The sequence below is a fragment of the Catenovulum sediminis genome, assembly GCF_007289895.1.
GTDB lineage: Bacteria > Pseudomonadota > Gammaproteobacteria > Enterobacterales > Alteromonadaceae > Catenovulum > Catenovulum sediminis.
In genome coordinates this window covers 2,957,687-2,983,325 of record NZ_CP041660.1, presented here as the reverse complement: position 1 = coordinate 2,983,325, position 25,639 = coordinate 2,957,687, and the positions used below count along the sequence as shown (strand labels likewise).

At 40.7% G+C, this 25,639-nt stretch carries 24 protein-coding genes; 10 read left to right on the top strand and 14 right to left on the bottom strand.

Features of this window, described 5'->3' with window-relative positions:
- Nucleotides 1-115 precede the first annotated feature (115 nt).
- The 7 genes from FNT16_RS12590 to FNT16_RS12560 form a co-directional block, all read right to left on the bottom strand.
- Entirely contained in the window at nucleotides 116-1,762 is a 1,647-nt protein-coding gene (locus tag FNT16_RS12590) for a diacylglycerol kinase family protein (RefSeq protein ID WP_143871911.1), read from the bottom strand.
- 81 nt (nucleotides 1,763-1,843) lie between these two features.
- Entirely contained in the window at nucleotides 1,844-2,020 is a 177-nt protein-coding gene (locus FNT16_RS12585; protein WP_143871910.1) for a DUF1328 domain-containing protein, read from the bottom strand.
- A gap of 209 nt (nucleotides 2,021-2,229) precedes the next feature.
- On the bottom strand, nucleotides 2,230-3,636 hold the full coding sequence (locus tag FNT16_RS12580) for a class II fumarate hydratase (RefSeq protein ID WP_143871909.1): 1,407 nt from the start codon (nucleotides 3,634-3,636) through the stop codon (nucleotides 2,230-2,232).
- A 35-nt stretch (nucleotides 3,637-3,671) separates the two neighbouring features.
- Nucleotides 3,672-4,949, bottom strand: a complete 1,278-nt coding sequence (gene paeA, locus FNT16_RS12575; RefSeq protein ID WP_143871908.1) for a polyamine export protein PaeA — start codon at nucleotides 4,947-4,949, stop codon at nucleotides 3,672-3,674.
- 185 nt (nucleotides 4,950-5,134) lie between these two features.
- Entirely contained in the window at nucleotides 5,135-5,824 is a 690-nt protein-coding gene (locus FNT16_RS12570) for a FlgO family outer membrane protein (RefSeq protein ID WP_143871907.1), read from the bottom strand.
- 68 nt (nucleotides 5,825-5,892) lie between these two features.
- A complete protein-coding gene (locus FNT16_RS12565) occupies nucleotides 5,893-6,372 on the bottom strand; it encodes an LPP20 family lipoprotein (RefSeq protein ID WP_143871906.1) in 480 nt (159 codons plus the stop codon).
- Nucleotides 6,356-7,036: a FlgO family outer membrane protein gene (locus FNT16_RS12560; RefSeq protein WP_143871905.1), complete on the bottom strand. Its 681-nt coding sequence runs from the start codon at nucleotides 7,034-7,036 to the stop codon at nucleotides 6,356-6,358. Before FNT16_RS12560 ends, FNT16_RS12565 begins: the two co-directional genes overlap by 17 nt.
- A 300-nt stretch (nucleotides 7,037-7,336) precedes the next feature.
- On the opposite strand from FNT16_RS12560, the gene FNT16_RS12555 reads away from it, so the two are divergent.
- Together FNT16_RS12555 and FNT16_RS12550 are read left to right on the top strand one after the other, a co-directional pair.
- Complete coding sequence (locus tag FNT16_RS12555) at nucleotides 7,337-8,557, top strand: flagella assembly protein FlgT (protein WP_143871904.1); 1,221 nt, start codon at nucleotides 7,337-7,339, stop codon at nucleotides 8,555-8,557.
- A gap of 161 nt (nucleotides 8,558-8,718) precedes the next feature.
- Nucleotides 8,719-9,864 carry an ABC transporter substrate-binding protein gene (locus FNT16_RS12550; protein ID WP_143871903.1) on the top strand — a complete coding sequence of 382 codons (1,146 nt, stop codon included), beginning with the start codon at nucleotides 8,719-8,721 and terminating at the stop codon, nucleotides 9,862-9,864.
- Here the strand turns inward: FNT16_RS12550 and FNT16_RS12545 are convergent.
- The 3 genes from FNT16_RS12545 to lptF form a co-directional block, all read right to left on the bottom strand.
- Nucleotides 9,861-10,241 (bottom strand): YbaN family protein, encoded by a 381-nt coding sequence (locus FNT16_RS12545; protein WP_143871902.1) that lies wholly within the window; start codon nucleotides 10,239-10,241, stop codon nucleotides 9,861-9,863. The two genes, FNT16_RS12550 and FNT16_RS12545, sit on opposite strands and share 4 nt — an antisense overlap.
- Nucleotides 10,242-10,311: 70 nt before the next feature.
- A complete protein-coding gene (gene lptG, locus FNT16_RS12540; RefSeq protein ID WP_185976756.1) occupies nucleotides 10,312-11,373 on the bottom strand; it encodes an LPS export ABC transporter permease LptG in 1,062 nt (353 codons plus the stop codon).
- Entirely contained in the window at nucleotides 11,373-12,488 is a 1,116-nt protein-coding gene (gene lptF, locus FNT16_RS12535) for an LPS export ABC transporter permease LptF (RefSeq protein WP_143871900.1), read from the bottom strand. The genes lptG and lptF overlap by 1 nt, the downstream gene beginning before the upstream one ends.
- 262 nt (nucleotides 12,489-12,750) lie before the next feature.
- Between lptF and pepA the strand changes: the two genes are divergently transcribed.
- The 8 genes from pepA to FNT16_RS12495 all read left to right on the top strand — a co-directional run bounded on the left by pepA (nucleotide 12,751) and on the right by FNT16_RS12495 (nucleotide 21,441).
- The gene (gene pepA / locus FNT16_RS12530; protein WP_143871899.1) at nucleotides 12,751-14,256 is read left to right on the top strand and encodes a leucyl aminopeptidase; all 1,506 of its coding nucleotides are present in this window, start codon (nucleotides 12,751-12,753) and stop codon (nucleotides 14,254-14,256) included.
- On the top strand, nucleotides 14,256-14,714 hold the full coding sequence (locus tag FNT16_RS12525; RefSeq protein ID WP_143871898.1) for a DNA polymerase III subunit chi: 459 nt from the start codon (nucleotides 14,256-14,258) through the stop codon (nucleotides 14,712-14,714). Before pepA ends, FNT16_RS12525 begins: the two co-directional genes overlap by 1 nt.
- 11 nt (nucleotides 14,715-14,725) lie before the next feature.
- Nucleotides 14,726-17,575, top strand: coding sequence for a valine--tRNA ligase (locus FNT16_RS12520; RefSeq protein WP_143871897.1), 2,850 nt, complete (start codon nucleotides 14,726-14,728; stop codon nucleotides 17,573-17,575).
- A 67-nt stretch (nucleotides 17,576-17,642) separates the two neighbouring features.
- Complete coding sequence (locus tag FNT16_RS12515; protein WP_143871896.1) at nucleotides 17,643-19,478, top strand: DEAD/DEAH box helicase; 1,836 nt, start codon at nucleotides 17,643-17,645, stop codon at nucleotides 19,476-19,478.
- A gap of 230 nt (nucleotides 19,479-19,708) precedes the next feature.
- Nucleotides 19,709-19,933 carry a DUF4177 domain-containing protein gene (locus FNT16_RS12510; RefSeq protein WP_143871895.1) on the top strand — a complete coding sequence of 75 codons (225 nt, stop codon included), beginning with the start codon at nucleotides 19,709-19,711 and terminating at the stop codon, nucleotides 19,931-19,933.
- Nucleotides 19,926-20,150: a membrane protein insertion efficiency factor YidD gene (yidD, locus tag FNT16_RS12505; RefSeq protein ID WP_143871894.1), complete on the top strand. Its 225-nt coding sequence runs from the start codon at nucleotides 19,926-19,928 to the stop codon at nucleotides 20,148-20,150. Before FNT16_RS12510 ends, yidD begins: the two co-directional genes overlap by 8 nt.
- A gap of 11 nt (nucleotides 20,151-20,161) precedes the next feature.
- Nucleotides 20,162-20,554 carry a TM2 domain-containing protein gene (locus FNT16_RS12500; protein ID WP_143871893.1) on the top strand — a complete coding sequence of 131 codons (393 nt, stop codon included), beginning with the start codon at nucleotides 20,162-20,164 and terminating at the stop codon, nucleotides 20,552-20,554.
- Complete coding sequence (locus FNT16_RS12495; protein WP_143871892.1) at nucleotides 20,554-21,441, top strand: M48 family metallopeptidase; 888 nt, start codon at nucleotides 20,554-20,556, stop codon at nucleotides 21,439-21,441. The genes FNT16_RS12500 and FNT16_RS12495 overlap by 1 nt, the downstream gene beginning before the upstream one ends.
- On the opposite strand, the gene FNT16_RS12490 is transcribed toward FNT16_RS12495, so the two are convergent.
- From FNT16_RS12490 to dapA, 4 genes are all read right to left on the bottom strand, one after another.
- Entirely contained in the window at nucleotides 21,438-22,490 is a 1,053-nt protein-coding gene (locus FNT16_RS12490; RefSeq protein ID WP_143871891.1) for a peptidase M42, read from the bottom strand. The two genes, FNT16_RS12495 and FNT16_RS12490, sit on opposite strands and share 4 nt — an antisense overlap.
- 139 nt (nucleotides 22,491-22,629) lie before the next feature.
- Nucleotides 22,630-23,397 (bottom strand): HAD-IIA family hydrolase, encoded by a 768-nt coding sequence (locus FNT16_RS12485; protein WP_143871890.1) that lies wholly within the window; start codon nucleotides 23,395-23,397, stop codon nucleotides 22,630-22,632.
- A gap of 113 nt (nucleotides 23,398-23,510) precedes the next feature.
- Nucleotides 23,511-24,596, bottom strand: coding sequence for an outer membrane protein assembly factor BamC (gene bamC, locus FNT16_RS12480; protein ID WP_143871889.1), 1,086 nt, complete (start codon nucleotides 24,594-24,596; stop codon nucleotides 23,511-23,513).
- Nucleotides 24,589-25,473, bottom strand: a complete 885-nt coding sequence (gene dapA / locus FNT16_RS12475; RefSeq protein ID WP_143871888.1) for a 4-hydroxy-tetrahydrodipicolinate synthase — start codon at nucleotides 25,471-25,473, stop codon at nucleotides 24,589-24,591. The genes bamC and dapA overlap by 8 nt, the downstream gene beginning before the upstream one ends.
- Between the last annotated feature and the right edge of the window lie 166 nt (nucleotides 25,474-25,639).

Here is a 25,639-nt window from a genome sequence, read left to right as displayed (position 1 = left end):
ATTTTGTGGCTTTGTTAACATTCAAACTCCACTTATACTGACACAGGGGGATTATGCTAGCAAACATAACATACTACAGCCCCTTTGCATAAATCCCGCAGATAATTGCCTTAATTTATCGTGCCAGATACATTGATTGAGGCACAAAAACATTCAATGAAGTAGGTTGTACAACAACCTCTAGACATTTATCTTTAAATACTTCACCGTCAATTACATAGTGGCATTCTGTTTCACTAGATATTTTAATTTTTTTTACCTGCTTGTGTTTTACCGCCACATCATAATGCGTTTCTGTGACGCCTGATATCGCTAACTCAAACATGCTCAGAATAGGCTCAGCAATCGCATCTGATGCTGGGATCCAAGTGACGTCCAGTTCCCCGTCACGCAGATCCGGAGCGCCTTTTCCTTGCGCCAACAATGAAGTAAAAGGTGCTGCATTAGCAACGGTTAAACTTGTCACATCTATTTTCTGTTCAGCTTCTTCGTCAAATTGAACTGCTAGTTGAATACTTTTATTCGCCCCTATCGCATTCCAAAGACCTTGCAGATAGGCAAACTGGCCCAGCGCATTTTTCTTTTCTCTGTTAGCCTGTTCAATCATTGTGTGTTCAAAACCCAAACCGGCCAGCAATAAGACCAATTTTTCATTGCACTTGGCAGTATCAATTTGACAACTGTAGCCTTCAATTATATTCATACAAGCTGACTCAATTGGCAGCACTTTAGAGCTGATGCCCCACAATGCATGGCTCAGCGCATTTGTTGTGCCAAGCGGTATAATACCTAATTTAGCTTTGGTATTAATAAGTTGGCTTGCTACCTGAGTCACTGTGCCGTCACCACCACAAGCTATCAATATCTGAAAATTTTCCTTTAACGCTTGCTGCGCAAGCGTTTCACCACTGATGCTTTCACTTGTGTATTTAATTTGGAAATCAAAGTAAGGCGACAACAAATCAAAAATTTCTAGTTTATATTTATCCCATTTCTGCCCACCTGATACGGGATTAACAATCAAGCAAGCTTTGTTTTTAACGCTCAGTAATCCCGCTTTTTGAAATTGCTTTAACCTTCTATTCTGTTTTTTATTGAGCCGCGCGGTTGCACGTACTTGTTGAATTCGCGTCATCACTTCTTCAATTGTCGCCTCTGGGTGCTGGCTTAACATATAGGCCATAACGACAAAAACAGAACGACCACGACCCAAAGCGCAATGAACAACCACTGAGCGCTCGTCTGCCTGATGCTTATGCAGCCAATTGAGCGCTTTTAGTAATTGGTTTTTAGACGGGACAGAATGATCTAATACCGGAATATTTAAATATTCAATTTGCGTTTCAACATCTTCATCTAAAATAGAAAAATCTAATGCATTAAACTCTGCAGTGACATCTAAAATAGCGGTTATGCCCTGCTCTTTAAGATTCTCTGCATCTGAGGGTAATAATCGCCGTGCTAAGTATAGATTACGATCTACTTGCTGTAACGCAGGGACAGGATCGTGATAACGCGCATATAAATTATACAGCCTGATACAGATCAGAAATGGAATGAACAACCAGCGAACATAAAATGGTAATCGTCCGTTTTGCTTTTTTCTAAAAATTTGAGGCTTGTTAAGAACATAAGCCAATGCGACAAGTAAGAAATTTAAAGCAAACCAATCAATTAAAAAGGTTAGGAATATATTATCTAGTAAAAAAGCACAGCTAAATAATAATAAAGCGACAAACAAGTAATACAGTGAAAAAAGCATCTTGACGAGACTCCCAGAGCAATTTTAGTTTTGTCTAAAAACGCAAAACCCCTGACGAGCTGTCAAGGGTTTTGTAACTCATTATGGCCTTGGAGCACGCCCTCGGATGGCCCCCATAACCAAAGAGATCACTAAAAGCACAACAAATAAGAAAAATATAAATTTGGCAATTGATGCCGCTGCGCCGGCAATGCCAGTAAAACCAAACAACGCTGCAATCAACGCAATTATCAAAAAAGTAATAGACCAATGTAGCATTTCCAATCTCCTTATTATCTGTCTAAAATGACATTCAAAAATCAAAATGATGTTTGTCTCATCTTTAACAGTTCAAATTACATACCATTCGAGAATGAAAACTAAGAAACTGTTTTAAAAGAGCTTTTTATAAAAAACGATGTTGGAGTTATTACAAAATAAGTAATCAGTCCGTAAGAGTTACAAGCAGTTAGTAAGATTTACAGACATTAAGTCAATTTTTTAGGATCGAGCAAATCGGCCAATGTCTCTTTGTCTAAATCTGTCATTTCGACAGCGACGTCAATAACGGGTCGCTTTTCGGCATAAGCTCTTTTGGCAATTTTAGCACCTTGCTCATAACCAATTTTCTGATTCAATGCTGTCACCAATATCGGGTTATAAGACAGTGTCTGCTCTATTTTTTCGCGATTTATTGTGAAAGTGGCAATGGATTTATCAGCAAGCGCATAACAAGCGTTACGCATCAAGGATATACTTTGCAATAAATTATACGCAATCACAGGCAACATTACATTCAGTTGAAAATTGCCAGATTGAGCCGCCACTGTAATACAGCCATCATTACCGGTTACCTGCGCACATGCCATTGCAACCGCTTCAGGGATAACTGGGTTTACTTTACCAGGCATGATACTGCTGCCGGGTTGTAAACTTTCTAAGTTAATTTCAGACAAACCAGATAATGGACCACTATTCATCCATCGCAAATCATTCGATATTTTGAGCAAACTGGTTGCCAATACTTTTAACTGACCGCTTAGCTCCAATGCACTATCTTGACAGCTCAATGCGGTAAAATAGTTTCTTGCCGGCACAAAGCACCAATTTGATGTTGCTTGCTCACAAGATGATTGTAACCTTTCATTTACATAATCACAGACTTTTTGCGCAAATAGTTTTGAACTGTTTAGCCCAGTACCAACAGCCGTACCACCTATTGCTAGTTGGGATAAACTCGTTTGTGTTGCTTCGATTCTAGCCGCACACATCTTAAGCTGCTGCGACCAGCCACCTACTTCCTGAGCAAAGGTAATGGGTAAAGCGTCCATTAAATGTGTACGACCGGTTTTCACTTCTTCTTTTAGTAATTCCGCCTTTTCATCAAGAGTATTAACTAGGTGCTGAATAGCCGGCAACAACTGTTTTTTTAACTCAATGAGTACACTTAGATGGATACTAGAGGGGATCACATCATTTGAGCTTTGTCCCTTATTTACATCATCATTTGCGTGTACTTTTTGCTGGTACAATTTGTAGGCTAAATGCGCAATCACTTCATTTACATTCATATTACTGCTGGTACCAGAACCCGTTTGAAAAACATCTAACGGAAACTGCTCAGCATACTGGCCGCTGTGAATAGCCAAAGCGGCACGCTCTATCGCCTGAGCTTTGTCATTAACCAACAAACCTAATGAATCATTCGCGTTTGCCGCAGCTGCTTTAATAAGTGCCAAAGCCTGAATAAATTCTTGCGGTAGCCGCAAATGACTGATTGTAAAATTTTGCACTGCTCTTTGCGTCTGCGCGCCATACAATGCGTCAACCGGTATATTCACCTCGCCCATACTATCCGATTCAACTCTAAATTTAGCATTGTTGTGCTTTTGCATCTGGCCCTCCTGATATTGTTTGCCCGATAGTCTATTTAATTAATAAGCGTAACCAACAATTGCTCTATTCGCACATTTTGCACATCAATAACTTCAAATTTATAGCCGGAAAAACAAACATAGTCGGTTTTCTTAGGTAGTTTTTTTAATTTGTACAAAATAAAGCCAGCGATTGTTTCGTACTGATTTTTGTCTGGAAATGCCAGTATGTTTAACTCGCGAGCGACGTCATTAACCGGGGTCAAACCATCAATTAACCAAGAATGACTATCTCTTTTAATAATCAACGATTCATCTAGGGGAGTGATTAACTGACCCATAAAGCTACTGAGTAAATCTTTAACTGTGACTAAACCAACAATAAAGCCATATTCATTGACAACAATAGCGCAGGGTTGAGATGCAACTTTAAACGCATTTAACGCATCAGATAAGGTTAATGTTTCTGGTAAATAAAACACGTCTTTATCCACCATACTTGTCAATATTTTTGCACCATCACCCTTTAACATTGCGCGGAAAATATCCTTGCAATCAACAATTCCAACCAGTTTATCCAATGTGTTATCGCAGACTAAAAAATGATTATGTGGATTTTCAACAATTTGCTTGGTAATTTCTTCGCTACTTGCGGCCAAATCAAAGTAGACTATTTGATCTCTAGGCGTCATCACACTAGATAAAGTTCTGGATTCTAACTCAAACACATTTTCGATTAACTGATACTCCTGCTGTTGTAAACTGCCGTGCTCGGCTCCAGCTTCCATAGTTGCCACGATATCTTCAGTCGTCACTATCTCTTCGCGCTCTGTGGGCAATTTAAAAACGCGCAGTATTAAGTTGGTCAGACTATTGAAAATAACCACAAACGGCGTTAGCGCAACCGTCACCCAGCGCATGGGCGTTACCAGTAAAACCGCGACATTTTCCGGCATAATCATGGCGATCCGTTTGGGTAATAAATCAGCAAATAAAATAAATAACGCGGTTAAGACAATAAATGACAATACAAAACTAATGGTTTGTAAATATTCGCCATCGTAAACGTAAGCCACAAAACCAGAAATATAGGGTGTCAGCGCAGCTTCACCCAGAATTCCGCCCAAAATCGCGATCGCGTTCAATGCTATCTGGATCATCGCAAAAAACGCGCCTGGGTTTTCCTGAAGTTTTAAAACAGCTAAAGCTTTATGACTACCTTCGTCGGCTTTTACCTGAAGCTTGATTTTACGTGCTGCAGCCATTGCAATTTCTGACATTGCAAAAACTGCACTGATGATAATCAAGAGAAAAATACTAATTAGATCTGTCATGCTATTTCCTGAACGAAAATATAGCCGGATATGGCCAATAAGGTGTGTTTGTGGGGCGGTTATAATTTACAACAATGAATAATTTTTACCTAATAAAATAAATGCTAAAGCACCTCTTTTCATAAACAAAAAAAGCGCCAAAAAATGGCGCTTTTTAACGTTATTGTTGTCTTACTACAACCTAGTTATTGACTCACTAATTTAATGCCATCTTTTTTCATTGTTGGCATTAACTGAGTTGCGACTGAAGATGGAATAAATCCCTGCGCTGACGCAACAACTGCTCTAGATTCTATGCCGACAACCCGTGCAACGACTTCAACGCCATTATCTTTTTGCGTAAATGTACCCGTTAATACGTACTCTATAGGATGCCACTGTCGCAGTTCGTCGATATCGCGACTCAACGCAAAGTCGCCCGTTTCTGTAACCCGAATAGTACCCGTTGCCTTGTAATCAATTACTGACAACCCAAGTACCTGCGCTTGATGTTGAAAACTTTCCGCTAAATGAATACCAAACAAATTTGTTTCTTCTAAATTTGAATCCACTGGGACAAAACTCGCCACAGCAACAGGTGTTTTATCTGTCACATAACGCATATTTTTAACCAGCTTAATTGCCATGGCTTCAACATAATCACTGATACTTAATCGGCTATCGCTGCGAATATGCTGGTTAGCTTGATTGATATAACGATGCGGATCGCGTGCCCAGTGTGACAACATAGCCGTATCGTGGTGGCCTTGAAAGTTCTCAAGTATTAATTCATCATTCGTTTGTTCTGGTTTAATTTTGGCTTGTTTCCATTGTTGTAATGTTTCACAACCCGTCAATAACGCCCAGACTGACGCCACTATTATAATTTTTTTCATCTTGCCTCCACCATACGCACCACATACGCACCATACAAAGTAGTATCATCAACAACACTAAAACAACACTAATGATACTGAGCGTTAATAATTCGAGTTTGCCCATTCGTAAATGCACGTACCCGATATAAATCACGTAAATTCAATTCCAGTTCAGTAATATAGACGCCGTCTAAGTGATAAGATTTAACCAAACGCGCACCTTTAATAACCCCCTGCACCGAGGCGCGAACTCGCTCGTTGCCTAGTACTAAATCACTGACTTTAACATCGCCGTCTAACTTATAGCCGTGCACTTTTTCAGTTAAATCTCGGTAAGCATCTAACTTAGAAGCCTTAATTGCTTTAACCATTTTAGTTGTTTTATCGGCACCCATTTGACTTTCTATAGGTGCATATCCAATTGCGGATACGACATAATCTTGTTCTGGTAATTGGTACTGCCACTCATAGTGTTTATCAACCTGTATAGTGGCTAAATTGCTCTGACAGCCAAAGAGTACAAGCACTACAAACACCGAAAAACACAATTTACTTAATACTTTCATGTCCAGCTCCATATACACGGGGTCTTTCACCTTTATGGATTAATACACCGTCTTGCAAAGAGATCGCCTGTTCTGCCCAAAATAAATTCTCAGGCATAAACCCTTGAGCAGTAGCGACCACTTGTTTATTCAGCATATTCATCAGGCGGATATTAACAATGGCCCCCTTTTGATGGGGTGTCATCGTACCAGCCAAGACATATTTGACATCCACTTTTTCGGCCAATTCTTTAGTATCCCGGCTCCAGATTAAATCGCCTTGTCCAGTAACGTTAATATGTCCGGTCAATTTATAGTCGATAACTTTAAATCCCCGCTTTTGCAGCTCGTATATAAACCCTTCTTCCAATTGTCCACCTAAATGTTTCAATGGCGCACCGCTGGCAATACTGTCTGTTCGATTATCTTGTGCAACAAAGCGTGTCACCGCAACATTGCCATACACTTGAGACGCATTTACTGACAATAATAATTCGTCTGCCAGCATATAGGTGTAGGCTTTAACCGATAATTGACTCATCTCGGGTTGATAGTAATGTTTAGCCGAGTGTGATGGCGCTTCTGGCACCATATAACTATGTGATGCTTTGTAGGCACAGCCTGAAATCCAGACGCTGGCAATTAAACAGCAAATAGTTAAAATGTATCTCTTAATATGTGTCATCTTTTTGACCCAAAACCTCAAAAATATGCAACCTTGGCTTGATGTAGATAACACTGCAAGTTTAGTTCCAAATATTTAATCCCTGTGCAAATAACCGTATTGAGATCGGCTTGTGTGGATCCTCTTATCGCTGACTAGATAGGTTATTGATAGGTTATTAATGCGCTAGATAACTTATTAATACCATTTAAAACTGAGTTAACACTTTCAATGAATGAAAGTGGCATACATTTCGCTTTGTATAAAATCAGTCGCTTGTTTTTCAACTAACCGTCAATAAAATGTCGTACAGGTTTAATTATGTCGTCTATTCGCTTTATACATACACTTGTATTGTTGGCTGCCTTCTTCAGCGCCTTTAGCCTTTCTGTGCATGCAGCTTGGTATCAAGCTTCTGCCAGCAGTAAAGTGATCAATGGACAAATAGACGCAGCCCGACAAAATGCAATTGAAGAAGCCGTTAAACAAGCATTACTTTTTTCAGGTGCGTCTATTACCAGTAGCCAGCAAGTTACTAATGGTTTATTAACGCAAGATTTATTTATGGTGCGAGCCAGTGGCGTGGTCAATGAAATTGAATTGGTAGAAGAAAAAATTCACCGCGGGCAATTATCAGTCACCATTCGCGCTGATATTTTTGCCGATAACAGGCAATGTTTTACCGCAGACTATAAGAAATCCGCCATCCTGCTACCACTGCAAATTCGCAATCAAAACCAAGCTCAGATTGGCGGTTTGTATGAGCTTGGATTAACGTTAGGCGAACGAATTTATAAAACGATGAGTCAAACCGCAACTCACTTGAACTTGCGTGACTACTATACTAATTCAATCCTTTATGCCAGTCGTGGTGACAAAAATCAAAAAAGCCAAATTGCCGATGCAAATATATTATCGATTCTAGCTGAAAAAAGTGACGTTCAACTGATTATTACCGGTGAAATTACCGACCTTTCAATGGGGCAACCAAATAACAAAGTGGCACAGTGGTTTACTGGAGAACACGCAGAACGTTACTTTGAAATGCAAATTTCGATATTCGATGCGTTTAGTGGTGAAAAAATTAGAACATTTGAATATCAAAGTGAGGCTATGTGGGAATTTGATGTACGTCGGCCGGTTGATATCCGTAGCCGAAAATTTTGGCAAAGTGCTTATGGCAGCACCATCACACAAAACATTGCCAAAGCAACCAATGAAATTGACAACGCACTTGCCTGTACTTCAGCTCAAGGTCGCATCGTCGATACAAAAGATTTACAGCTCAGGTTTAACCTTGGTAGAGCCAATAATGTACATGTAGGTGATCGATTTAAAATACTACACAAAGCCAGTTTTACCGATAAAGCTGGCCATAGCCGCCCACATTTTATTGTCAGTCGTCATGAAGTCGAAGTCACCCAAGTATACGGAAGTTCCTCTGTCGCAAGAAGTGTCAACAATCAATTGTTAGGCAATATACAACCCGGCGATATCGTCAGGCCTAGCGGTAATTTTGATCTCAATGGCAAGCCGTATTAAATAAGTATCGCCACTGTTACTTTATTTTATGCTTACCTACCTAACCATTTCTGCATTAGGTAATGTCGCCCATTACTCGCTAAGACTTGCGCTTTGTCAGCAAAAATTAACTACACTGTAATTAAGCAATTTAATTTAATGAAAGTGATTAGAGTTGGCTTATGCGTTTAAATGTTCTGTCTGTGATCTATTTAATGGTCAATTTCACCTTGATGAGTTGGCAAAGCCTTGCGCAGGACAGCAAAGCTTGCCACTTAAAGAAAGCCGAAAATAGCTTAAAAACCATCCACGTGCTAGCCATATCCCCAGAAGCATCCCCGCTCCAATTCTGGGGTATTTATCGCCAAATACTAACAGCCGCCGCGAAAGACCTGAATATCCATCTTGAATTAATTAATATTGAAGAAAAAGATGATAATCGGTTTTCTTTTCAAGGTTTATTGCAAAATCGCTTGTCGCGTTCACCAAAACCTGATTTTGTTTTGACACCTTTGTTTTTGAACGCGGAATTCATCACCTTAGAATTGTTCGAACAGTATAAAGTCCCCTTTATGGTGGTTAATACAAGTGTTAGTAAATCATTTCGTCAACGCGTGGGTAAACCACGGGAAAAATATTCACAATGGTTAGGCAATTTAACGCCCAATGATGAACAGGCAGGATATGATTTAGCCCGCATTTTAATTGAGCAAGCGAAAAAATCAAAGCAATCAAAATCAATAACAATTGCAGCGATTTCAGGCCCAACCGATAGTAGCGTAAGCCAGCTAAGGGTGTCTGGATTAGCCAAGGCCAGTAGCCATTTAAAAGCACACCAATTACCAGAAATATATACAAACTGGCATTACGGCAAAAGTTTATATGCAGCACAAGCAATATTTAGACGCATGCCTGATACACAAGTGGTTTGGACAGCGGGTCCAGACATAGCACATGCTGTGGCTGATTATTTAGCAAACCAACCGTTTAAAAATAAAGTTCTTGTCGGTACTTTTGATTGGACCCCCAATTCTTTAAAACTACTAAAAAATGGCGAAATTTATGCAACTATGGGGGGACATTTTGTTGACGGCGCATGGGCACTGGTTATGTTATTGGACTATGCAAACAATATCGATTTTGCGCAAGAACTCGGCACTGATATTTCAACTAAACTACATCCACTGACCGCAAAGGATGCTGCACATATCGAATCTGTACTATTTACCAGTAATTGGCAAAATTTAGACTTTAAACAATTTAGTAAATGTTACACTCCTTCACGGCGTCAGTATGACTTTTCACTGAAGGCCCTATTTAGCTACTAAGAAATTTTTTCAGGTGCGTCGGGCATTCTCCAGAGGTATAAAGAGACGCAAATAGCAATGGTTATTAACAGCATAGCCAACCACAGTTTGGCAGTTACAAAAATGGAAATCGCCATACTGATCCAAATAAGTGAAATTGCTTTTTGTTTGCTGCTGCGAGAGATACCTCGATAGGTTTGATAATCTTGTATTAAAGGGCCAAAGTATGGCCGCTTTAGCAGCCACGAATGAAAACGAGGTGAAGATTTTGCGAAACAACCGGCGGCTAATAAGACAAATGGTGTGGTCGGTAAAACAGGTAATATAGCACCTAAAATACCTAAAGCTAATGCCCCCCACCCCGCAAAAATTAGTAATATCCGAACAATAGAAGCCATGTGCAACCTGCTTAAGAATGTTTTATATTCATTAAAACATACGCAATATTGGGTATTTTGCCAGTTAGTTTTAACGCTTTTTCAAATAAAACCAGGCAACCAATGTAAATACCAAACTTGGCATCATAGCGCCAACAACTGGCGGAATATCGTAAACTAATACAACCGGCCCAAAAATCCGGTTAGTTATAAAAAATCCAAAGCCAGTCATCACGCCTAATAAAATGCGTGCGCCCATAGAAGTACTGCGCAGTGGACCAAAAATAAAAGACAAAGCAACCAGCATCATGACAGCAACGGTTAATGGCTGTAACAACTTGCGCCAAAACGCCAACTGATAGCGGCTTGGATCCTGTTCGTTGCCCGTTAAATAATCCAGATAGTCAGACAAATCAGACAATGACCAAGCTTCAGGTGTTGCATTCACAACCGTTAATTTATCTGGGCTTATCTTAGTCTGCCATAACAAGGTATCAAGCGACTTTAAACTGATATTATCTGCACCGATATCAGTTTGAGTTACGTTCATCAATTGCCATTCATTTTGCAAAAATATCGCACTCTGTGCATGTAGCACTTGATTCAATTGGAGCTCATCGTCAAATACGTACAAGGTTATATCTTTTAAATGATCTTCATTTTGCGCATCACCAACATGGACAAAACGACTACCATCTTTTAACCACATGGCTTGCGGTGACATTGAATTCTGCGTGCCATACAAGGCACTGTCACGAATATGCTCTGCTTTACGCTCTAAACGTGGCGCCACAAACTCACCAACAATTAAGATAGCAACTACCATTAACATAGTTGTTTTCATTGCTGATTTAACAATATCCAACTTAGATAAACCAACCGACTGCATGACAATTAACTCACTATTTGTAGCGAGCGCACCTAATCCTAACAATCCCCCTAACAAAGCACCCATTGGGAAAAATACTTCAATATCACGGGCGATTGAGTACATAACAAACAAAGATGCATCTGACATGTCGTAAGTGCCACGCCCAACATATCTTAGCTGTTCAACAAAACGGATTAATCCACTTAATGCGGTTAATACTAAAATAGAAAAAAAGGTGGATGAAGCGATTGCGCGGCCAATATATATATCGACAATTTTAATCATGCAGCTCGACGCCTCTTCTTAACTTCAAATAACAATTGACGACCGAGTGTACGCTCAGTCGTAAACAAATATGCCGCATATAAAAATGCACCCGCATGAATCCACCATAAGCCTAAAGCTGGCGGAATCTTACCATCTTCCAATGCAGATTTCCCGGCCATTAACAGCAAGAAATAACACAAATAAATTGCAAACGCGGGCACTAATTTTGCGTATTTTCCTTGCCGAGGATTGACTCTCGCCAGAGGCACAGCAATCATTGCGACTATCAATACGCTGAGCGGGAGTGAGATTCTCCATTGTAACTCTGCGATTTCAGCCGTTTTGGTAGAGCCCCATAACTCAACACTGGGCACAGCCATCAAACGCAATCTTTGTTCTTCAATAGTTCGCTCTTTTACTATCATGCTATAGCTAGCAAAATCAGTCAGTTGGTAATCCATACGCCCAGTCGTACCTTGGTAAGCTGCGCCTTGTTGCAATATCAAATGCTCAGTACCGTCAGCCAATGTTTCCATATGGCCCTGTTTAGCGTAAACAACATCAAAACGGTTTTGATTTTCTTCTGACGGGCTCACTTGTGCGACAAATACACGGTCAAAATTAACCCCACGTTCTTCGCTGCCATGAATGAAAATAACCGCTTTTTTATTGCTCGACTCACGAAACTGTCCGGGTATTAAACTAGAAATGCCAACATCCGCTCTAATTTTTTCTCGAAGCTCCTCTCTATCCTGATAAGCCTGAGGCGTCCAAAAAAGAGCATACATTCCAGTTAATACAGCAATGATAAGTGCCAATGACAGTGTGACACGTGTGATATACCACTCGCTGACTCCGCAAGCTTTAAGTACCGTCATTTCACTATCTGCATACATTTGCCCATGAGCCAAAAATATCCCGATAAATAAGCTTAAAGGTAAGATAAGTCCCGCCAAAGGCGGAATACTGAGCGAAAGCATACTCAATACTAACTCGGTCGGTAACGCACCATCCATTGCATCATCCAGAACCCGCATCAGGGTTTGCGAAGAGAAAATAGCCATTAACACACTAAACACAGCAAACTGCGCTTTAAATGTTTCACCGAAAATATAGCGAAAAATGATCAAGGTTTTGCCCGTAAATATTCTATTTTGCTGCAATTAATCAAAATATTAAGTAAACTCGGCGTTTTTACAACAAAAAACATTTGAGCCAAGCCCCACGCAGCGAAATTTGGGTTAATATTATTCGAAGGTTAAATTGTAACTGATAATCAAAGTTAATTTGACCTTATTTAGTTAAAATCTAAAGATCTTAACTATATTATTAGACATTCTCATTAATTCACTTGGACTCAAGTATACAGACCAAACAGTTTTAGGAGTCAGTATGGAATTTAGCGTAAAAAGCGGTAGCCCGGAAAAACAACGCAGTGCTTGCATTGTCGTAGGCGTATTTGAACCTCGCCGCCTAACCGCTGTCGCTGAACAGTTGGATAAAATCAGTGAAGGTTATATCAGCAACTTATTGCGCCGTGGTGATCTAGAAGGTAAAGCAGGCCAAATGCTGCTGTTGCATCATGTGCCGAATGTGTTGGGTGAACGAGTATTATTAGTCGGTTGTGGTAAAGAAAGAGATTTAGATGAACGCCAATACCGCCAAATCATCACCAAAACAATCAATACGCTGAATGAAACAGGTTCAATGGAAGCTGTCTGCTTTTTACCTGAATTACACGTCAAAGGACGAGATATTTATTGGAAGCTACGTCTGGCAGTGGAAGCAACGCAGGACTGTTTATACACCTTTGATCAATTAAAAACCAAAAAAGACGAAACACGTCGCCCATTGAGAAAAATTGTATTCAATGTGCCGACAAGACGTGAGCTTAATATAGGTGAAAAAGCGATTGAACATGCATTAGCCATATCCAGTGGTAAAAAAGTATGTCGTGATGTAGCTAACATGCCACCAAACATTTGCAATCCAGCTTACTTAGCGCAAAGAGCAAGCGAACTGGCAGAAAACTATAAGAATATTGATACTTATCTGGTTGGCGAAGCCGAAATGGAAAAACTCGGCATGGGTTCATACCTTGCGGTTGGCCGTGGTTCAGACAATGAATCTATTATGTCCGTTATCCAATACAAAGGTGCAAGTGACGACGTAGCGCCAATTGTATTAGTCGGTAAAGGATTAACATTTGATACAGGCGGTATTTCATTAAAACCAGGCGAAGCTATGGATGAAATGAAATATGATATGGGCGGCGCAGCTTCTGTGTTAGGTACGATGCAAGCATTAGCTGAATTGAATTTACCTATTAATGTGGTTGCAATTCTGGCTGGCTGTGAAAATATGCCAGATGGAAAAGCCTACAGACCCGGTGACGTGTTAACCACCATGTCAGGTCAAACCGTTGAAGTACTTAATACCGATGCAGAAGGCCGCTTGGTGTTATGTGACGCACTCACCTATGTCGAAAGATTTAACCCAGATGTCGTTATAGATGTTGCCACTTTGACAGGTGCATGCGTGATCGCTTTAGGCAAACACGCTTCTGGTTTAATGAGTAATCACAACCCACTGGCGCACGATTTATTCAACGCTTCAGAGCAATCCGGTGACAGAGCTTGGCGTTTACCTTTATGGGATGAATACCAAGAACAATTAGAAAGTCCGTTTGCTGATATGGCCAACATTGGTGGCCGTCCGGGTGGTAGCATTACAGCTGCGTGTTTCTTATCTAGATTTACTCGCAAGTATAACTGGGCGCATTTAGATATTGCAGGCACAGCTTGGGTGAGCGGTAAAAATAAAGGCGCAACAGGGCGTCCCGTGCCTATGTTGACTCAGTATTTAATTGACCGTGCAACCGATAAAACGACAGATTAATGACTCAAGTCACTTTTTATATCATGCCAGAAGAGCAGTCGGAACATGATGTTCCGGCTGTTTCTCGTTATGCTTGTGAACTTGCATCAGATAGTTATCGCAATAACCAAAGAGTGTTCATTTTAACGAACAATCAAAAACAAGCTGAAGAGATTGATGAAACACTGTGGCAATTTGATCCAAAACGTTTTGTCCCACACAATCTTCAAGGTGAAGGCCCCAAATTTGGTGCTCCGGTCGAGATAGGTTACCAAACTTTCCGCGGACGACGCGATATACTGATCAATTTAAGTCAGTCAATGCCTGACTTTGCACGCCAGTTTAAACTGGTTTACGATTTTGTTCCTTCCGATGAAAGCGGAAAAAAAATCGCACGAGAAAGATATAAACAATTCAGAGCTGCAGGTTTTGCGTTATCTACCGCACCTGCCCTATTTGCCAATACAGATTCAGAGTAAAGATACACTTTATGGAAACTAAATTTAATCCATCAAGCATAGAACAAGCTTTATACCAAGCTTGGGAAGAAAAAGGCTATTTTAAACCATCTGGCCAAGGTGAAGCGTACTGCATCATGATCCCACCACCCAATGTGACAGGTAGTTTACATATGGGCCATGCATTCCAACAAACCATTATGGATGCACTGACCCGTTATAAGCGAATGGATGGTTACAATGCTTTATGGCAAATGGGCACTGATCACGCTGGTATCGCAACACAAATGGTTGTTGAGCGTAAACTAGCAGCAGAGAACGGCCCGAGCCGACACGAACTCGGACGTGAAAAATTTATAGAAAAAATCTGGGATTGGAAAGCAGAGTCCGGCGGCACTATTACCAAACAGATGCGCCGACTTGGCAACTCGCTAGATTGGGAACGCGAACGCTTTACCATGGATGAAGGTTTATCTAATGCAGTCAAAGAAGTGTTTGTTCGTTTATATCAGGATGATTTAATTTACCGTGGCAAACGTCTCGTCAACTGGGATCCTAAATTACAAACTGCAATTTCAGATCTTGAAGTTGAAAACAAAGACAAACAAGGCTCAATCTGGCATTTACGTTACCCTTTAGCCGATGGCCAAAAAACCGCAACCGGTCACGATTATTTAGTAGTCGCAACCACTCGCCCAGAAACCATGTTAGGTGACAGCGCAGTGGCGGTTAACCCAAAAGATGAACGCTATCAGGATCTAATAGGCAAAGAAATCATCCTCCCCATAGTGAATCGTCGCGTTCCGATTATCGCGGACGATTATGTCGATATGGAATTTGGTACAGGTTGTGTAAAAATCACCCCAGCGCACGATTTTAATGACTACGAAGTGGGTAAACGGCATCAACTCCCCCTGATTAATGTTTTATCGCCTACCGCTGAGATTTTAGTAAGCGGTGAAGTGTATTTCACCGATGGCACAGCCAATACTCAAGAAAAAGCGGAAATACCGGAAAACCTCCAAGGTTTAGAACGATTTGCAGCGCGAAAAGCTATTATTGCGCAACTTGAAACAGAGGCTTTATTAGAAAAAATCGAGCCGCATAACAACAAAGTGCCTTATGGCGATCGCTCTGGTGTTGTGATTGAGCCGCTGTTGACCGACCAATGGTACGTGCGTGTTGCTGAAATGGCAAAAACCGCGACAGAAGCAGTTGAAAATGGCGACATTCAATTTGTGCCTAAACAATACGAAAATATGTATTTCAGCTGGATGCGAGACATTCAGGACTGGTGTATCAGTCGACAGCTTTGGTGGGGTCACAGAATTCCAGCATGGTACGACGAATCGGGCAAAGTTTATGTAGGACGCAACGAAGAAGAAGTCAGAAAAAATCATAATTTATCAGCCGACATTGAGTTATCACAAGATGACGATGTGCTGGATACTTGGTTTTCTTCGGCTCTGTGGACCTTCTCTACACTCGGCTGGCCAGAAAATACCGACGATCTCAAAACCTTCCACCCTACAGATGTCTTAGTCACAGGTTTTGACATTATATTCTTCTGGGTTGCGCGCATGATCATGATGACCATGCATTTCATCAAAGATGAAAATGGCAAGCCTCAAGTACCTTTTAAAACCGTCTATGTAACGGGCCTGATTAGAGACGAAGAAGGCAATAAAATGTCTAAATCTAAAGGCAATGTAATTGATCCTTTAGATATGATAGATGGCATCAGTTTAGATGCGCTCGTCGAAAAACGCACTGGCAACATGATGCAACCTAAGCTAGCTGAAAAAATTAAGAAGCGCACTGAAAAAGAGTTTGCACAAGGCATTGAAGCGCACGGTACAGACGCCCTGAGATTTACCTTAACTGCGCTAGCGTCAACCGGACGTGATATCAACTGGGATATGAAACGCTTAGAAGGTTACCGAAATTTCTGTAATAAAATCTGGAATGCTAGCCGTTATGTATTAATGAATACTGAAGCACAGGACTGTGGGCAAGAGGGTGGCGAAACAGAACTTTCATTGGCCGATAAATGGATTTTGGGTCGTCTGCAAGAAACCATACAAACGACACGACAGCACATAGACAACTATCGCTTTGATTTGGTTGCTCAAACCTTATATGAATTTTCCTGGAATCAGTTCTGTGACTGGTATTTAGAGCTCACTAAACCTGTATTAAACGAAGGTAGTGAAATACAGCAGCGTGGTACACGTCAAACATTAGTGACGGTATTAGAGAGCTTACTGCGTTTGATGCACCCGGTCATGCCTTTTATCACTGAAGAAATCTGGCAGCGTATTGCACCTTTAGCCAATGCAAATGGTGAAACCATAATGCAACAACCTTACCCTGTTTATCAGGCACAATTGGTTGAAGAAAGTGCAATCGCGGATGTTGAATGGTTAAAACAGTTTATTTTAGGTGTACGTAACATTCGGGGTGAAATGAACATCTCGCCAAATAAACCGATTAGTGTTTTACTGCGAAATGTCTCTGCGAATGACCAGCGACGCTTAGAGCAAAACAAAAACTTTTTGCAATCTTTAGCTAAACTAGAGTCAATTGAAGTTTTACCCGCCGGTGAAAAAGGCCCAGCTTCTGCAACCGCATTTGTTGGCGATATGGAAATATTAATCCCGATGGCAGGTTTAATTGATAAAGACGCTGAGCTGGCACGTTTACAAAAAGCCATCGACAAAGCTGAAAAAGAAGTGGCTCGTGTGGTGGGTAAACTTTCTAACGAAAAGTTTGTAAATAATGCACCTGCACATGTTTTAGATAAAGAAAAAGCCAAACAGGCTGAAGCAGAAAGCGCACTGCATAAGTTAAAAGAACAATTTAACGAAATATCAGCGATTTAACACAGCCGGCTAAAATGAAGCCAGATCTCACTCTGGCTTCTGTCTTACCCTACAATGCCCTAACTTAATGCAAAACACCAAACCACCCTATCAATATAAACTTAGGCCCTATCAACAACAAGCCGTTGACGCAACGTTGGCTCATTTTAGAAAATCCAATGCTTCAGCCGTTATCGTTTTACCAACGGGATCGGGTAAAAGTTTAGTCATTGCCGAACTGGCTAAAATGGCTAAAGGTCACATTTTAGTGCTAACGCATGTCAAAGAACTGGTCGCACAAAACTACGAAAAATATTGCGCCTTTGCCGACAATGCAGGTATTTATTCAGCTGGTTTAAAACGCAAACAAACCGATAAACAAGTCACTTTCGCCAGTATTCAATCTGCAGCACCAAACCTGCAAGACTTTTCCAGACATTATAGCCTAGTCATTATCGATGAATGTCACCGTATCAGTCTGCCAAAAAGAACAATCGAAAGTGCTCAACAAAACAACGGGCGAGACAAAAAAAATGAACGCAAACCTCAACAAGGGAATACAGATAATCAATATCAAAAAGTCATATCTCAACTTAAACACTACAACCCTCAACTTAAAATTTTAGGTTTAACGGCGACCCCATATCGTTTAGATAGTGGCTGGATATATCAATATCACTATTATGGTTTTGCGCGCTGCGAGCAGGCTGTCCAGTTTGACAAATGCATCTTCGAACAACCACTGGCGGTTATGATCAAACAAGGTTATTTAACACCGCCCAAACGGGTCAATGCGGCAACCGAACACTATGATTTTTCATCTCTTAAAGCGACAGCAAACGGAGAATACAAGCCAAATGAAATCAACGCCTTATTAGACAAGTTCCCGCGCGTTACGCAAGCTATTTGCCAGCAAATATTTGAAATTGGTGAGACTCGGCAAGGTGTTATGATATTTGCCGCAACCGTCGAACATGCTCAAGAAATAACAAATTACCTGCTTAGCTACTCACCCTCCGTAGCCCTGATAACCGGTGCAACCGAGCAGATAGCCAGAGACAACTACATCCAAGCTTTTAAAGATAAACAGTTAAAATACTTAGTGAATGTATCTGTCTTGACAACGGGTTTTGACGCCCCGCATGTCGATTTTATTGCGATCCTCAGACCGACACAATCTGTTAGTTTATATCAGCAGATCGTGGGGAGAGGTTTACGCTTAGCGGAGAACAAAAACGACTGTCTGGTGATAGATTACGCTGGAAATGATTTTGATTTATTTTATCCAGAAGTCGGCTCAGCGCGTCCCAATAAAAATACAGTCCCTGTACAAGTGCCTTGCCCTAAGTGTGAGTTTGCCAATATATTTTGGGGTAAAGTAGATGCAGACGGGGATATTATTGAACACTATGGCAGACGTTGCTGGGGTCTTATCGAAAATAATCCACCGACTTTGTGTGATTACCGCTTCAAATTTAAACAATGTCCCAACTGCCAACAGGAAAACGACATTGCGGCAAGAAAATGTGGCCATTGTCTTCAGGTTTTAGTAGACCCTGATGAACAAATCAAAAATGCACTCAAACTCAAAGATGCAATGATTATCCGCTGTGCAGGGTTAACCACACAAGTTGATGGTAACGTACTAAAAATCACCTATTTTGATGAAGATGGTGCCGAACTTAAAGAAAGTTTCAACTTTGAAAATAAAAAGCAAACTCAGCTCTTTAATCAACAATTTGTCAAACGCATACTAAACGCCCCCCACCCTCTGGTAATAACTAATATAGCAAAGTTAAATCCATACCTAGACAAATTACCTGAACCTGACTTTGTCATAGCGCGCCAAGTGAATAAGCAGTGGCGTGTACGTGAACGTATATTTGATTACCAAGGCAATTATCGCAAAGCAAACCAAATTTAAAATAATATTCGTTTTATAAAATCTTCAATCACTACTGCCTATGCAGAAAGAACTCTTGCACATCTCATTTGTTATTTACTGCTTAAATATTGGTAAATTCAAAAATTCTTGATATTCTAAATTTGTTGGCTTGATTGTTTTAACCTGTCATACCAGTAATTAAACTCAATTTATCCAACATCAAAACCTACATACGTTTGGAAGAAAAAAATCTTAAAATGGAGTCACGCATGGCAAAGTACGATGAATATAAAGTAATGCACGTGGTTGAAGGGGGTTGTGGTACCTTATTGTTAGGTTCAAGTGGTTTACCGATGAAAAAACTTGAATCTACATTAAACCAAGAAGCAGCAGATGGTTGGGAACTCGTCTTTCAGGTTATTGAAAACAAACGTTTTTGGTTATTCTGGACACGTGAAGCCGTGATTATCACACTTGGCAGAAAACATGCCTAAAAAGCTTATTTTAGCCGCCATTCGACGTTATCAGGCGAAAGGCGGCTCTAAACATTACTTTAACCTAGAGTGCAACTTTACCCCGACTTGTTCTGAGTATACCGCTCAAGCGATAGAAAAGTATGGCGTACGTAAGGGTATTGCACTTGGCTATCAACGTATATGTCGTTGCAAGCAGCCAGATAACCCGCATATTATTTCAGACCCTTTAGAATAGCGAGATGCTTTATGGATGAACAAGCTTTAAGAAATGAAGAAGAAGAACTACGCTCACAAATAGCCCGCCTCAGCCCTGAACAAAAGAAAAAATACTATGCATTAGAAAACCAAAGAGTCAAAGATCCCGACACCTATGCAGTATTAAATTATTTTTTTGTCACCGGATTGCACCATTTTTATTTAGGTAAGAATCTTCATGGCGCAATTGATTTAGCTATATTGGCAATAGGTATATTAACCATAGAATACTATGGCTGGGTATTAATTATATTAATTTCACTATACGAAATACCGCAATTATTTAGAAGTCAGAGAATACTCCATCAATATAATAATCAAGTCATGCGCGATACCCTGGCTGAAGTTAATCAAACGCCGTCAAGCCTAGCTGGGAACGTATAATGACAGCTTATAATCAATACAATAGCAATGCGGAATATAAACGCTGGGCGATTATTATTAGTGCCAGCATTTTCGTTTTATTACTTTTCGTCTATAAAGCCTACACTTACATACTGCCCAGCTTATCGGAATATATTGCCGATCAACTCCCTGCCAGTGCAGCACAACATATCGGTGAAAGCGCGCTTGAACAAATGGATAAAGAGCAATTTAGCGAATCACAAATCAGTGAAGAAGAACAGCAGCGCATTTTTGCCTTATTTTCCAAGCTTCAGCCCTTACGTAAAGAAGGCAGAGAAGGGAGCGAAAATAAAGAAATACAAGATTCAACCGAAACTCAGTACCGGCTGTTGTTTCGTCAATGGGATGATACTGCAAATGCCATGGCGTTAGCAGACGGAACCATTATCATAACGGACAGAATGTTAGCGTTAATTGAAAATGACCAACAGTTAGCCGCGATTTTGCTACACGAGATTGGCCACGTAGAACACAATCATGTGATTGAAAATTTGGTGCAAATGTCTGTCATGTCGCTCGCAATGGCGATCGCTTTTGGTGATGCCAGTGCACTTAATGCAATTTTAGTACAAGGTGCAGCATTAGGAACTTTGCTCTCATATTCAAGAAAAGCAGAATTTGAAGCCGATCAATATGCCGCGCAGCGCATGTTATCGCTTTATCAAACGGTCGAGCCCTTTGTCCAAGCCCTAAAACTACTTGAATCAGATTATTTAAAACAACACCAAGAAGATAATGCTAGCAGTGATGCTGAAAATAACTTAGAGGAAACTAGCCGTGAACACCTAGATTGGTTTAGCACCCACCCGAACATGGAATCACGTGTCACAGCTATCAGAAAGGTCTCTAGCGCTCAACTCAATTAATGACTTAACGCCATTAAAACACGGATAAAATCTTTCACCGAGTGAATGGCCGCTGTTTCTTGCATTGTGTGGTAACCCGTACTAGGTATCTGTATTGTAGTACCGGTTACCGCGCCATTTGATGCCTGAATAATTCGACCGAGTTCGGTACTACCATACGACGCCACTTCGCCACCCGACTTTTCTGCGTCCAAGTTTTTCAGACGGACATATTCATCCTTATAAGAGACAGCGATATCGAGTTGTCGGCAAACAGCAGCTAGTTTTTTCGTTGCTGCAACTGAAAACTGTGCGTTTGCATCTTTATTTCTCAATACTAAACTTTGATTTTCAGCACTCTCTCGGTCTGGAAATGGTGAGGTATCTACCACAAATAATTGGTCTTGTTTATGGCCAAAACGACGAAACCACTCCAATAAATAGCGCCAACTCCGACCCGCTTCTTCTTGTGCTGTGAAAAACACAGTACCCGCGAAACCTAATGAAAACAAATGCACAAGTGCAGCAGCAGTTAATACATTATCCAGTTGTGCCGATAAATGCTTTTCAGTAATTTTTAAACGATCAGAAAATGCAACGGGTGTACCAGCCACGAGATGATTTAAACCTTCCAGCTCAAAAATCAGATTGTTACGACGTTCACAAATGTAACTACCGGTAATTTTTCCACCACCACGGTATGCACCAGACCAAGGTTCGTAAGCCATCACCTGAGTCTGTGAAAAACGATCTACGATTTTTTTAATAAGCGATTCGGAAACCGAGTTACCTAATAAATCTGAACGACTGCCGGCAACGAATGCTGCATACTGAAATTCATTGGGCCCAGTGCAGATTAAACCATGCCGGTCAATATGCGCAGAAAACAAGGCTGAATTTGGTTTGTCGCCCTGTGCAACCAGTAAACCTTCATACCAAGTCACCTTAGCGCCGCGGCATTCTAACTCTCGCTGTAAAGTACGGTAAAAAGCATGCTCAGCACCTACCACACTCGGCTCTCGTACCAGCACTTTCAACAAATCTAAAAAATCATCAAAAAGTAAATCCATTGTTTTTCACCCATTTAAAGCCAGTCGACTTAACATTGCGTTATACGCCGAATGAGGAAAATAACAATAGATTTTTAATGCTCATTATCAACTTTATCCATTGATAGCATCAGCTTCGCTTTCAGTAAAATAGTCAGGTTTAAAGTTTTTCTAACTCGATTTCGCCTACATCGGCAAAAACATGTGTTGGCCGGTACGGATATTGTTTTACAGTTTCTCTATCACTGACCCCAGATAATACTAAAATAGTATCCATCCCAGCTTCTAAACCACCGATAATATCGGTATCCATACGATCTCCAATCATCACTGTATCTTTTGAATGCACGCCTAACTGATTCTTCGCAATTAACATCATCAAAGGATTGGGTTTACCGACAACATATGGTTTTTTACCGGTCGAAATTTCCAATGCCGCTAAAATCGCACCACTCGCTGGTTCTAAACCTTGCTCACTGGGATCAACAATATCTGGGTTGGTACCAATAAATTGTGCGCCATTATTGATTAAACGAACTGCGGTTTTCATCATTTCGTAATTAAAAGATTTGGTTTTACCCACAACGACATAATCCGGATCTGAATCGGTGATCGAAAAACCTAATTTATATAACTCACTGACAATACCGCCGCCACCAACAACGTAAACTTTGGCCCCCGGATTTTGGCTATGCAAAAACTTGGCAGTCGCAATAGCAGAAGTAATAAAGTGTTTTTCCTCTAACCCTTTTACGCCTAAAGACTCCAATTTTCTGACTAAATCAATAGGTGTTTGCTCTGAGTTATTCGTCAAGAATAAAAAATTTGTATTGGATTCAATGAGTCTCTGAACGAATTCTTTAGCGCCCGGAATAAGCTCTTTACCCCGATACAGAACACCATCCATATCTGATATTATATTTTTCATAATTTCCTCTCGTTAGGTTGAACGCAGTTGAAGATGGTTGATTGCCTCAGATACGAAAAAGCAGGCATAAGTCGCCTGCTTTTCAACCAGTATAAAATTGTATGAAAGATTTTTTAATCTAAGTTTTCAGCTAAGCGCTCTTTAAGCTTAGGTAAAATTTTCTCTAACTGAGACTTTTCAACTGGCGTTAAAGTTAAATCATTGATCACGACGTACGTTTGCGCTTCCTGCCGAATCAGCTCGATAACATAATCGCCTTTTTCTAAACCAAATGCATCATCACCATTACCAAACAAACCCGACCAAAATCCGCTATTATCGCGTTTTACTCGAGCGTGGATACGACCTTGAATTTTATTCACGTCAGTCAATAGTAACTCATAATAATCAAGCGCTTCAATCATTCGAATCCAGCTATGCTCATAAGGTGCATCAATCAATACAGCAGGATCGCCATTCGGAGCCGTGGCAAGCGAAGCGACAATTCCTTTAACATATTGTACGCGTCGATTTTCCGCATCTAACCGTAATCGATACTCAAAATGACCAACCACCGAATTCAGCATTTCAGTTGCTAAAGCAACATCGTCTGTTAAAACATATTTAGCGTAATCATCAACAAGCGGTTGACGCTCGACTAATTCAACGGTTAATGAACCCGAACGTCTATGCGGTTTCATTTTCACCCAAAAGCGGTATTTTTGTTTATCGATTACACGCTCATCTTTCCAAAAGCCCCAGCCTTCTTCACGTGAAATATTAAACCACTCACTTTCTAAAACACCGGCCGATGCTGCAAAACGCGCGACTTCTACGTCCTGTTTGTTTAAGTAGCCGCGAACCGCATTCCAAATAGCCTCTTCTAAATCTTTAACTTGTTCGGTTTGTTCAAACCAGATTGTCGTTCGAGGATCCAATTCGTCTATATGACTGGCAGTAACAATAGGTGCAACTAAACGAGGCGGGAAAATCGAAACGGCTTCGCCCACTTTACCATTCACTGGCTTTTTATGCTCAATCTGGTACTGACGATCTGATATTGGTTTAGCCAGCTTAGCTGGCACGACAATTTCTTTTGCTGGTTTTATTGTAGTATATTCATATCCGCCATCTGCTTTCTTAGGCTGACCGGCGCACCCAGCTAACATCATAATTGCGCCGACAGTAAATAGCGGTGGTAACCCTTTTAGGTTAATCATTGACAAAACCTGATTGTTTTAAAGCTTGTTCGATTACTTTTTGTGAATTTGGTTCCGGTGATAACATCGGAAGTCGCAATACACAGTGTGGTATTTTACCCATGCGATACATGGCCCACTTAACCGGCACCGGATTTGATTCGACAAAAAGATCACGATGTAAAACCTGAAGATTATCATCAATGCGCTTAGCATCCTGATATTGACCTTCGGCCATTAAATCACATATTTGAGCTAACTCAGCTGGTGCAACATTTGCTGTTACTGAAATAACACCATGGCCGCCTGCTTTCAAAAACGCCAACGAGGTCGCGTCATCACCACTTAACAAACTAAAATCATCGGCTACTAAGGCTTTTATTTGTTGGATTCTTTCTATGCTACCTGTTGCTTCTTTTATACCGACAATTTTTTCATGCTTGGCCAAATGCGCGACAGCTTCGGGTAACAAATCAACAGCGGTGCGACCGGGCACATTGTATAAAATTTGTGGTACATCACTACAATTAGCAATCGCTTCAAAGTGCGCTATTAAACCTTTTTGAGATGGTTTGTTATAGTAAGGTGTAACATTTAAAAAGGCATCAATGCCCGATTTACTCATCAGTTTAGTCAGCTCTATCGCTTCTGAAGTTGAGTTTGCACCATTACCAGCGATGACTTTTAGTCTCCCCTTGGCTTGTTTTACAACTGTATCCACAACTTTGACGTGCTCATCAACGGGTAAAGTTGCAGATTCGCCGGTTGTACCGACCGCAACAATACCATGCGTGCCAGCCGCTACGTGAAAATCAACTAGTTGTTCAAGACTTTGGTAATCCACCGAACCATCTAAATTCATCGGTGTAATTAACGCAACAATACTTCCTCGGATCATTTAATGCCCCCATAAAATCAAGCGCACTATGGTAATGGTGAGCGCGCAGAAAGACAATAATTTAGCCCAAAATAGCTGCGATTTATTCGTTTATTTTTCCAAAGTATGGAAATTACCTCTGTTTGCTAATATATATCGATCTCAATTTGCTATTTTGGCGTAAGAA

Coding starts and splice junctions, on each gene's coding strand:
- FNT16_RS12590 (WP_143871911.1), bottom strand. CDS start 1,762: ATGCTTTTTTCACTGTATTACTTGTTTGTCGCTTTATTATTATTTAGC.
- FNT16_RS12585 (WP_143871910.1), bottom strand. CDS start 2,020: ATGCTACATTGGTCTATTACTTTTTTGATAATTGCGTTGATTGCAGCG.
- FNT16_RS12580 (WP_143871909.1), bottom strand. CDS start 3,636: ATGCAAAAGCACAACAATGCTAAATTTAGAGTTGAATCGGATAGTATG.
- paeA (WP_143871908.1), bottom strand. CDS start 4,949: ATGACAGATCTAATTAGTATTTTTCTCTTGATTATCATCAGTGCAGTT.
- FNT16_RS12570 (WP_143871907.1), bottom strand. CDS start 5,824: ATGAAAAAAATTATAATAGTGGCGTCAGTCTGGGCGTTATTGACGGGT.
- FNT16_RS12565 (WP_143871906.1), bottom strand. CDS start 6,372: ATGAAAGTATTAAGTAAATTGTGTTTTTCGGTGTTTGTAGTGCTTGTA.
- FNT16_RS12560 (WP_143871905.1), bottom strand. CDS start 7,036: ATGACACATATTAAGAGATACATTTTAACTATTTGCTGTTTAATTGCC.
- FNT16_RS12555 (WP_143871904.1), top strand. CDS start 7,337: ATGTCGTCTATTCGCTTTATACATACACTTGTATTGTTGGCTGCCTTC.
- FNT16_RS12550 (WP_143871903.1), top strand. CDS start 8,719: ATGCGTTTAAATGTTCTGTCTGTGATCTATTTAATGGTCAATTTCACC.
- FNT16_RS12545 (WP_143871902.1), bottom strand. CDS start 10,241: ATGGCTTCTATTGTTCGGATATTACTAATTTTTGCGGGGTGGGGGGCA.
- pepA (WP_143871899.1), top strand. CDS start 12,751: ATGGAATTTAGCGTAAAAAGCGGTAGCCCGGAAAAACAACGCAGTGCT.
- FNT16_RS12525 (WP_143871898.1), top strand. CDS start 14,256: ATGACTCAAGTCACTTTTTATATCATGCCAGAAGAGCAGTCGGAACAT.
- FNT16_RS12520 (WP_143871897.1), top strand. CDS start 14,726: ATGGAAACTAAATTTAATCCATCAAGCATAGAACAAGCTTTATACCAA.
- FNT16_RS12515 (WP_143871896.1), top strand. CDS start 17,643: ATGCAAAACACCAAACCACCCTATCAATATAAACTTAGGCCCTATCAA.
- FNT16_RS12510 (WP_143871895.1), top strand. CDS start 19,709: ATGGCAAAGTACGATGAATATAAAGTAATGCACGTGGTTGAAGGGGGT.
- yidD (WP_143871894.1), top strand. CDS start 19,926: ATGCCTAAAAAGCTTATTTTAGCCGCCATTCGACGTTATCAGGCGAAA.
- FNT16_RS12500 (WP_143871893.1), top strand. CDS start 20,162: ATGGATGAACAAGCTTTAAGAAATGAAGAAGAAGAACTACGCTCACAA.
- FNT16_RS12495 (WP_143871892.1), top strand. CDS start 20,554: ATGACAGCTTATAATCAATACAATAGCAATGCGGAATATAAACGCTGG.
- FNT16_RS12490 (WP_143871891.1), bottom strand. CDS start 22,490: ATGGATTTACTTTTTGATGATTTTTTAGATTTGTTGAAAGTGCTGGTA.
- FNT16_RS12485 (WP_143871890.1), bottom strand. CDS start 23,397: ATGAAAAATATAATATCAGATATGGATGGTGTTCTGTATCGGGGTAAA.
- bamC (WP_143871889.1), bottom strand. CDS start 24,596: ATGATTAACCTAAAAGGGTTACCACCGCTATTTACTGTCGGCGCAATT.
- dapA (WP_143871888.1), bottom strand. CDS start 25,473: ATGATCCGAGGAAGTATTGTTGCGTTAATTACACCGATGAATTTAGAT.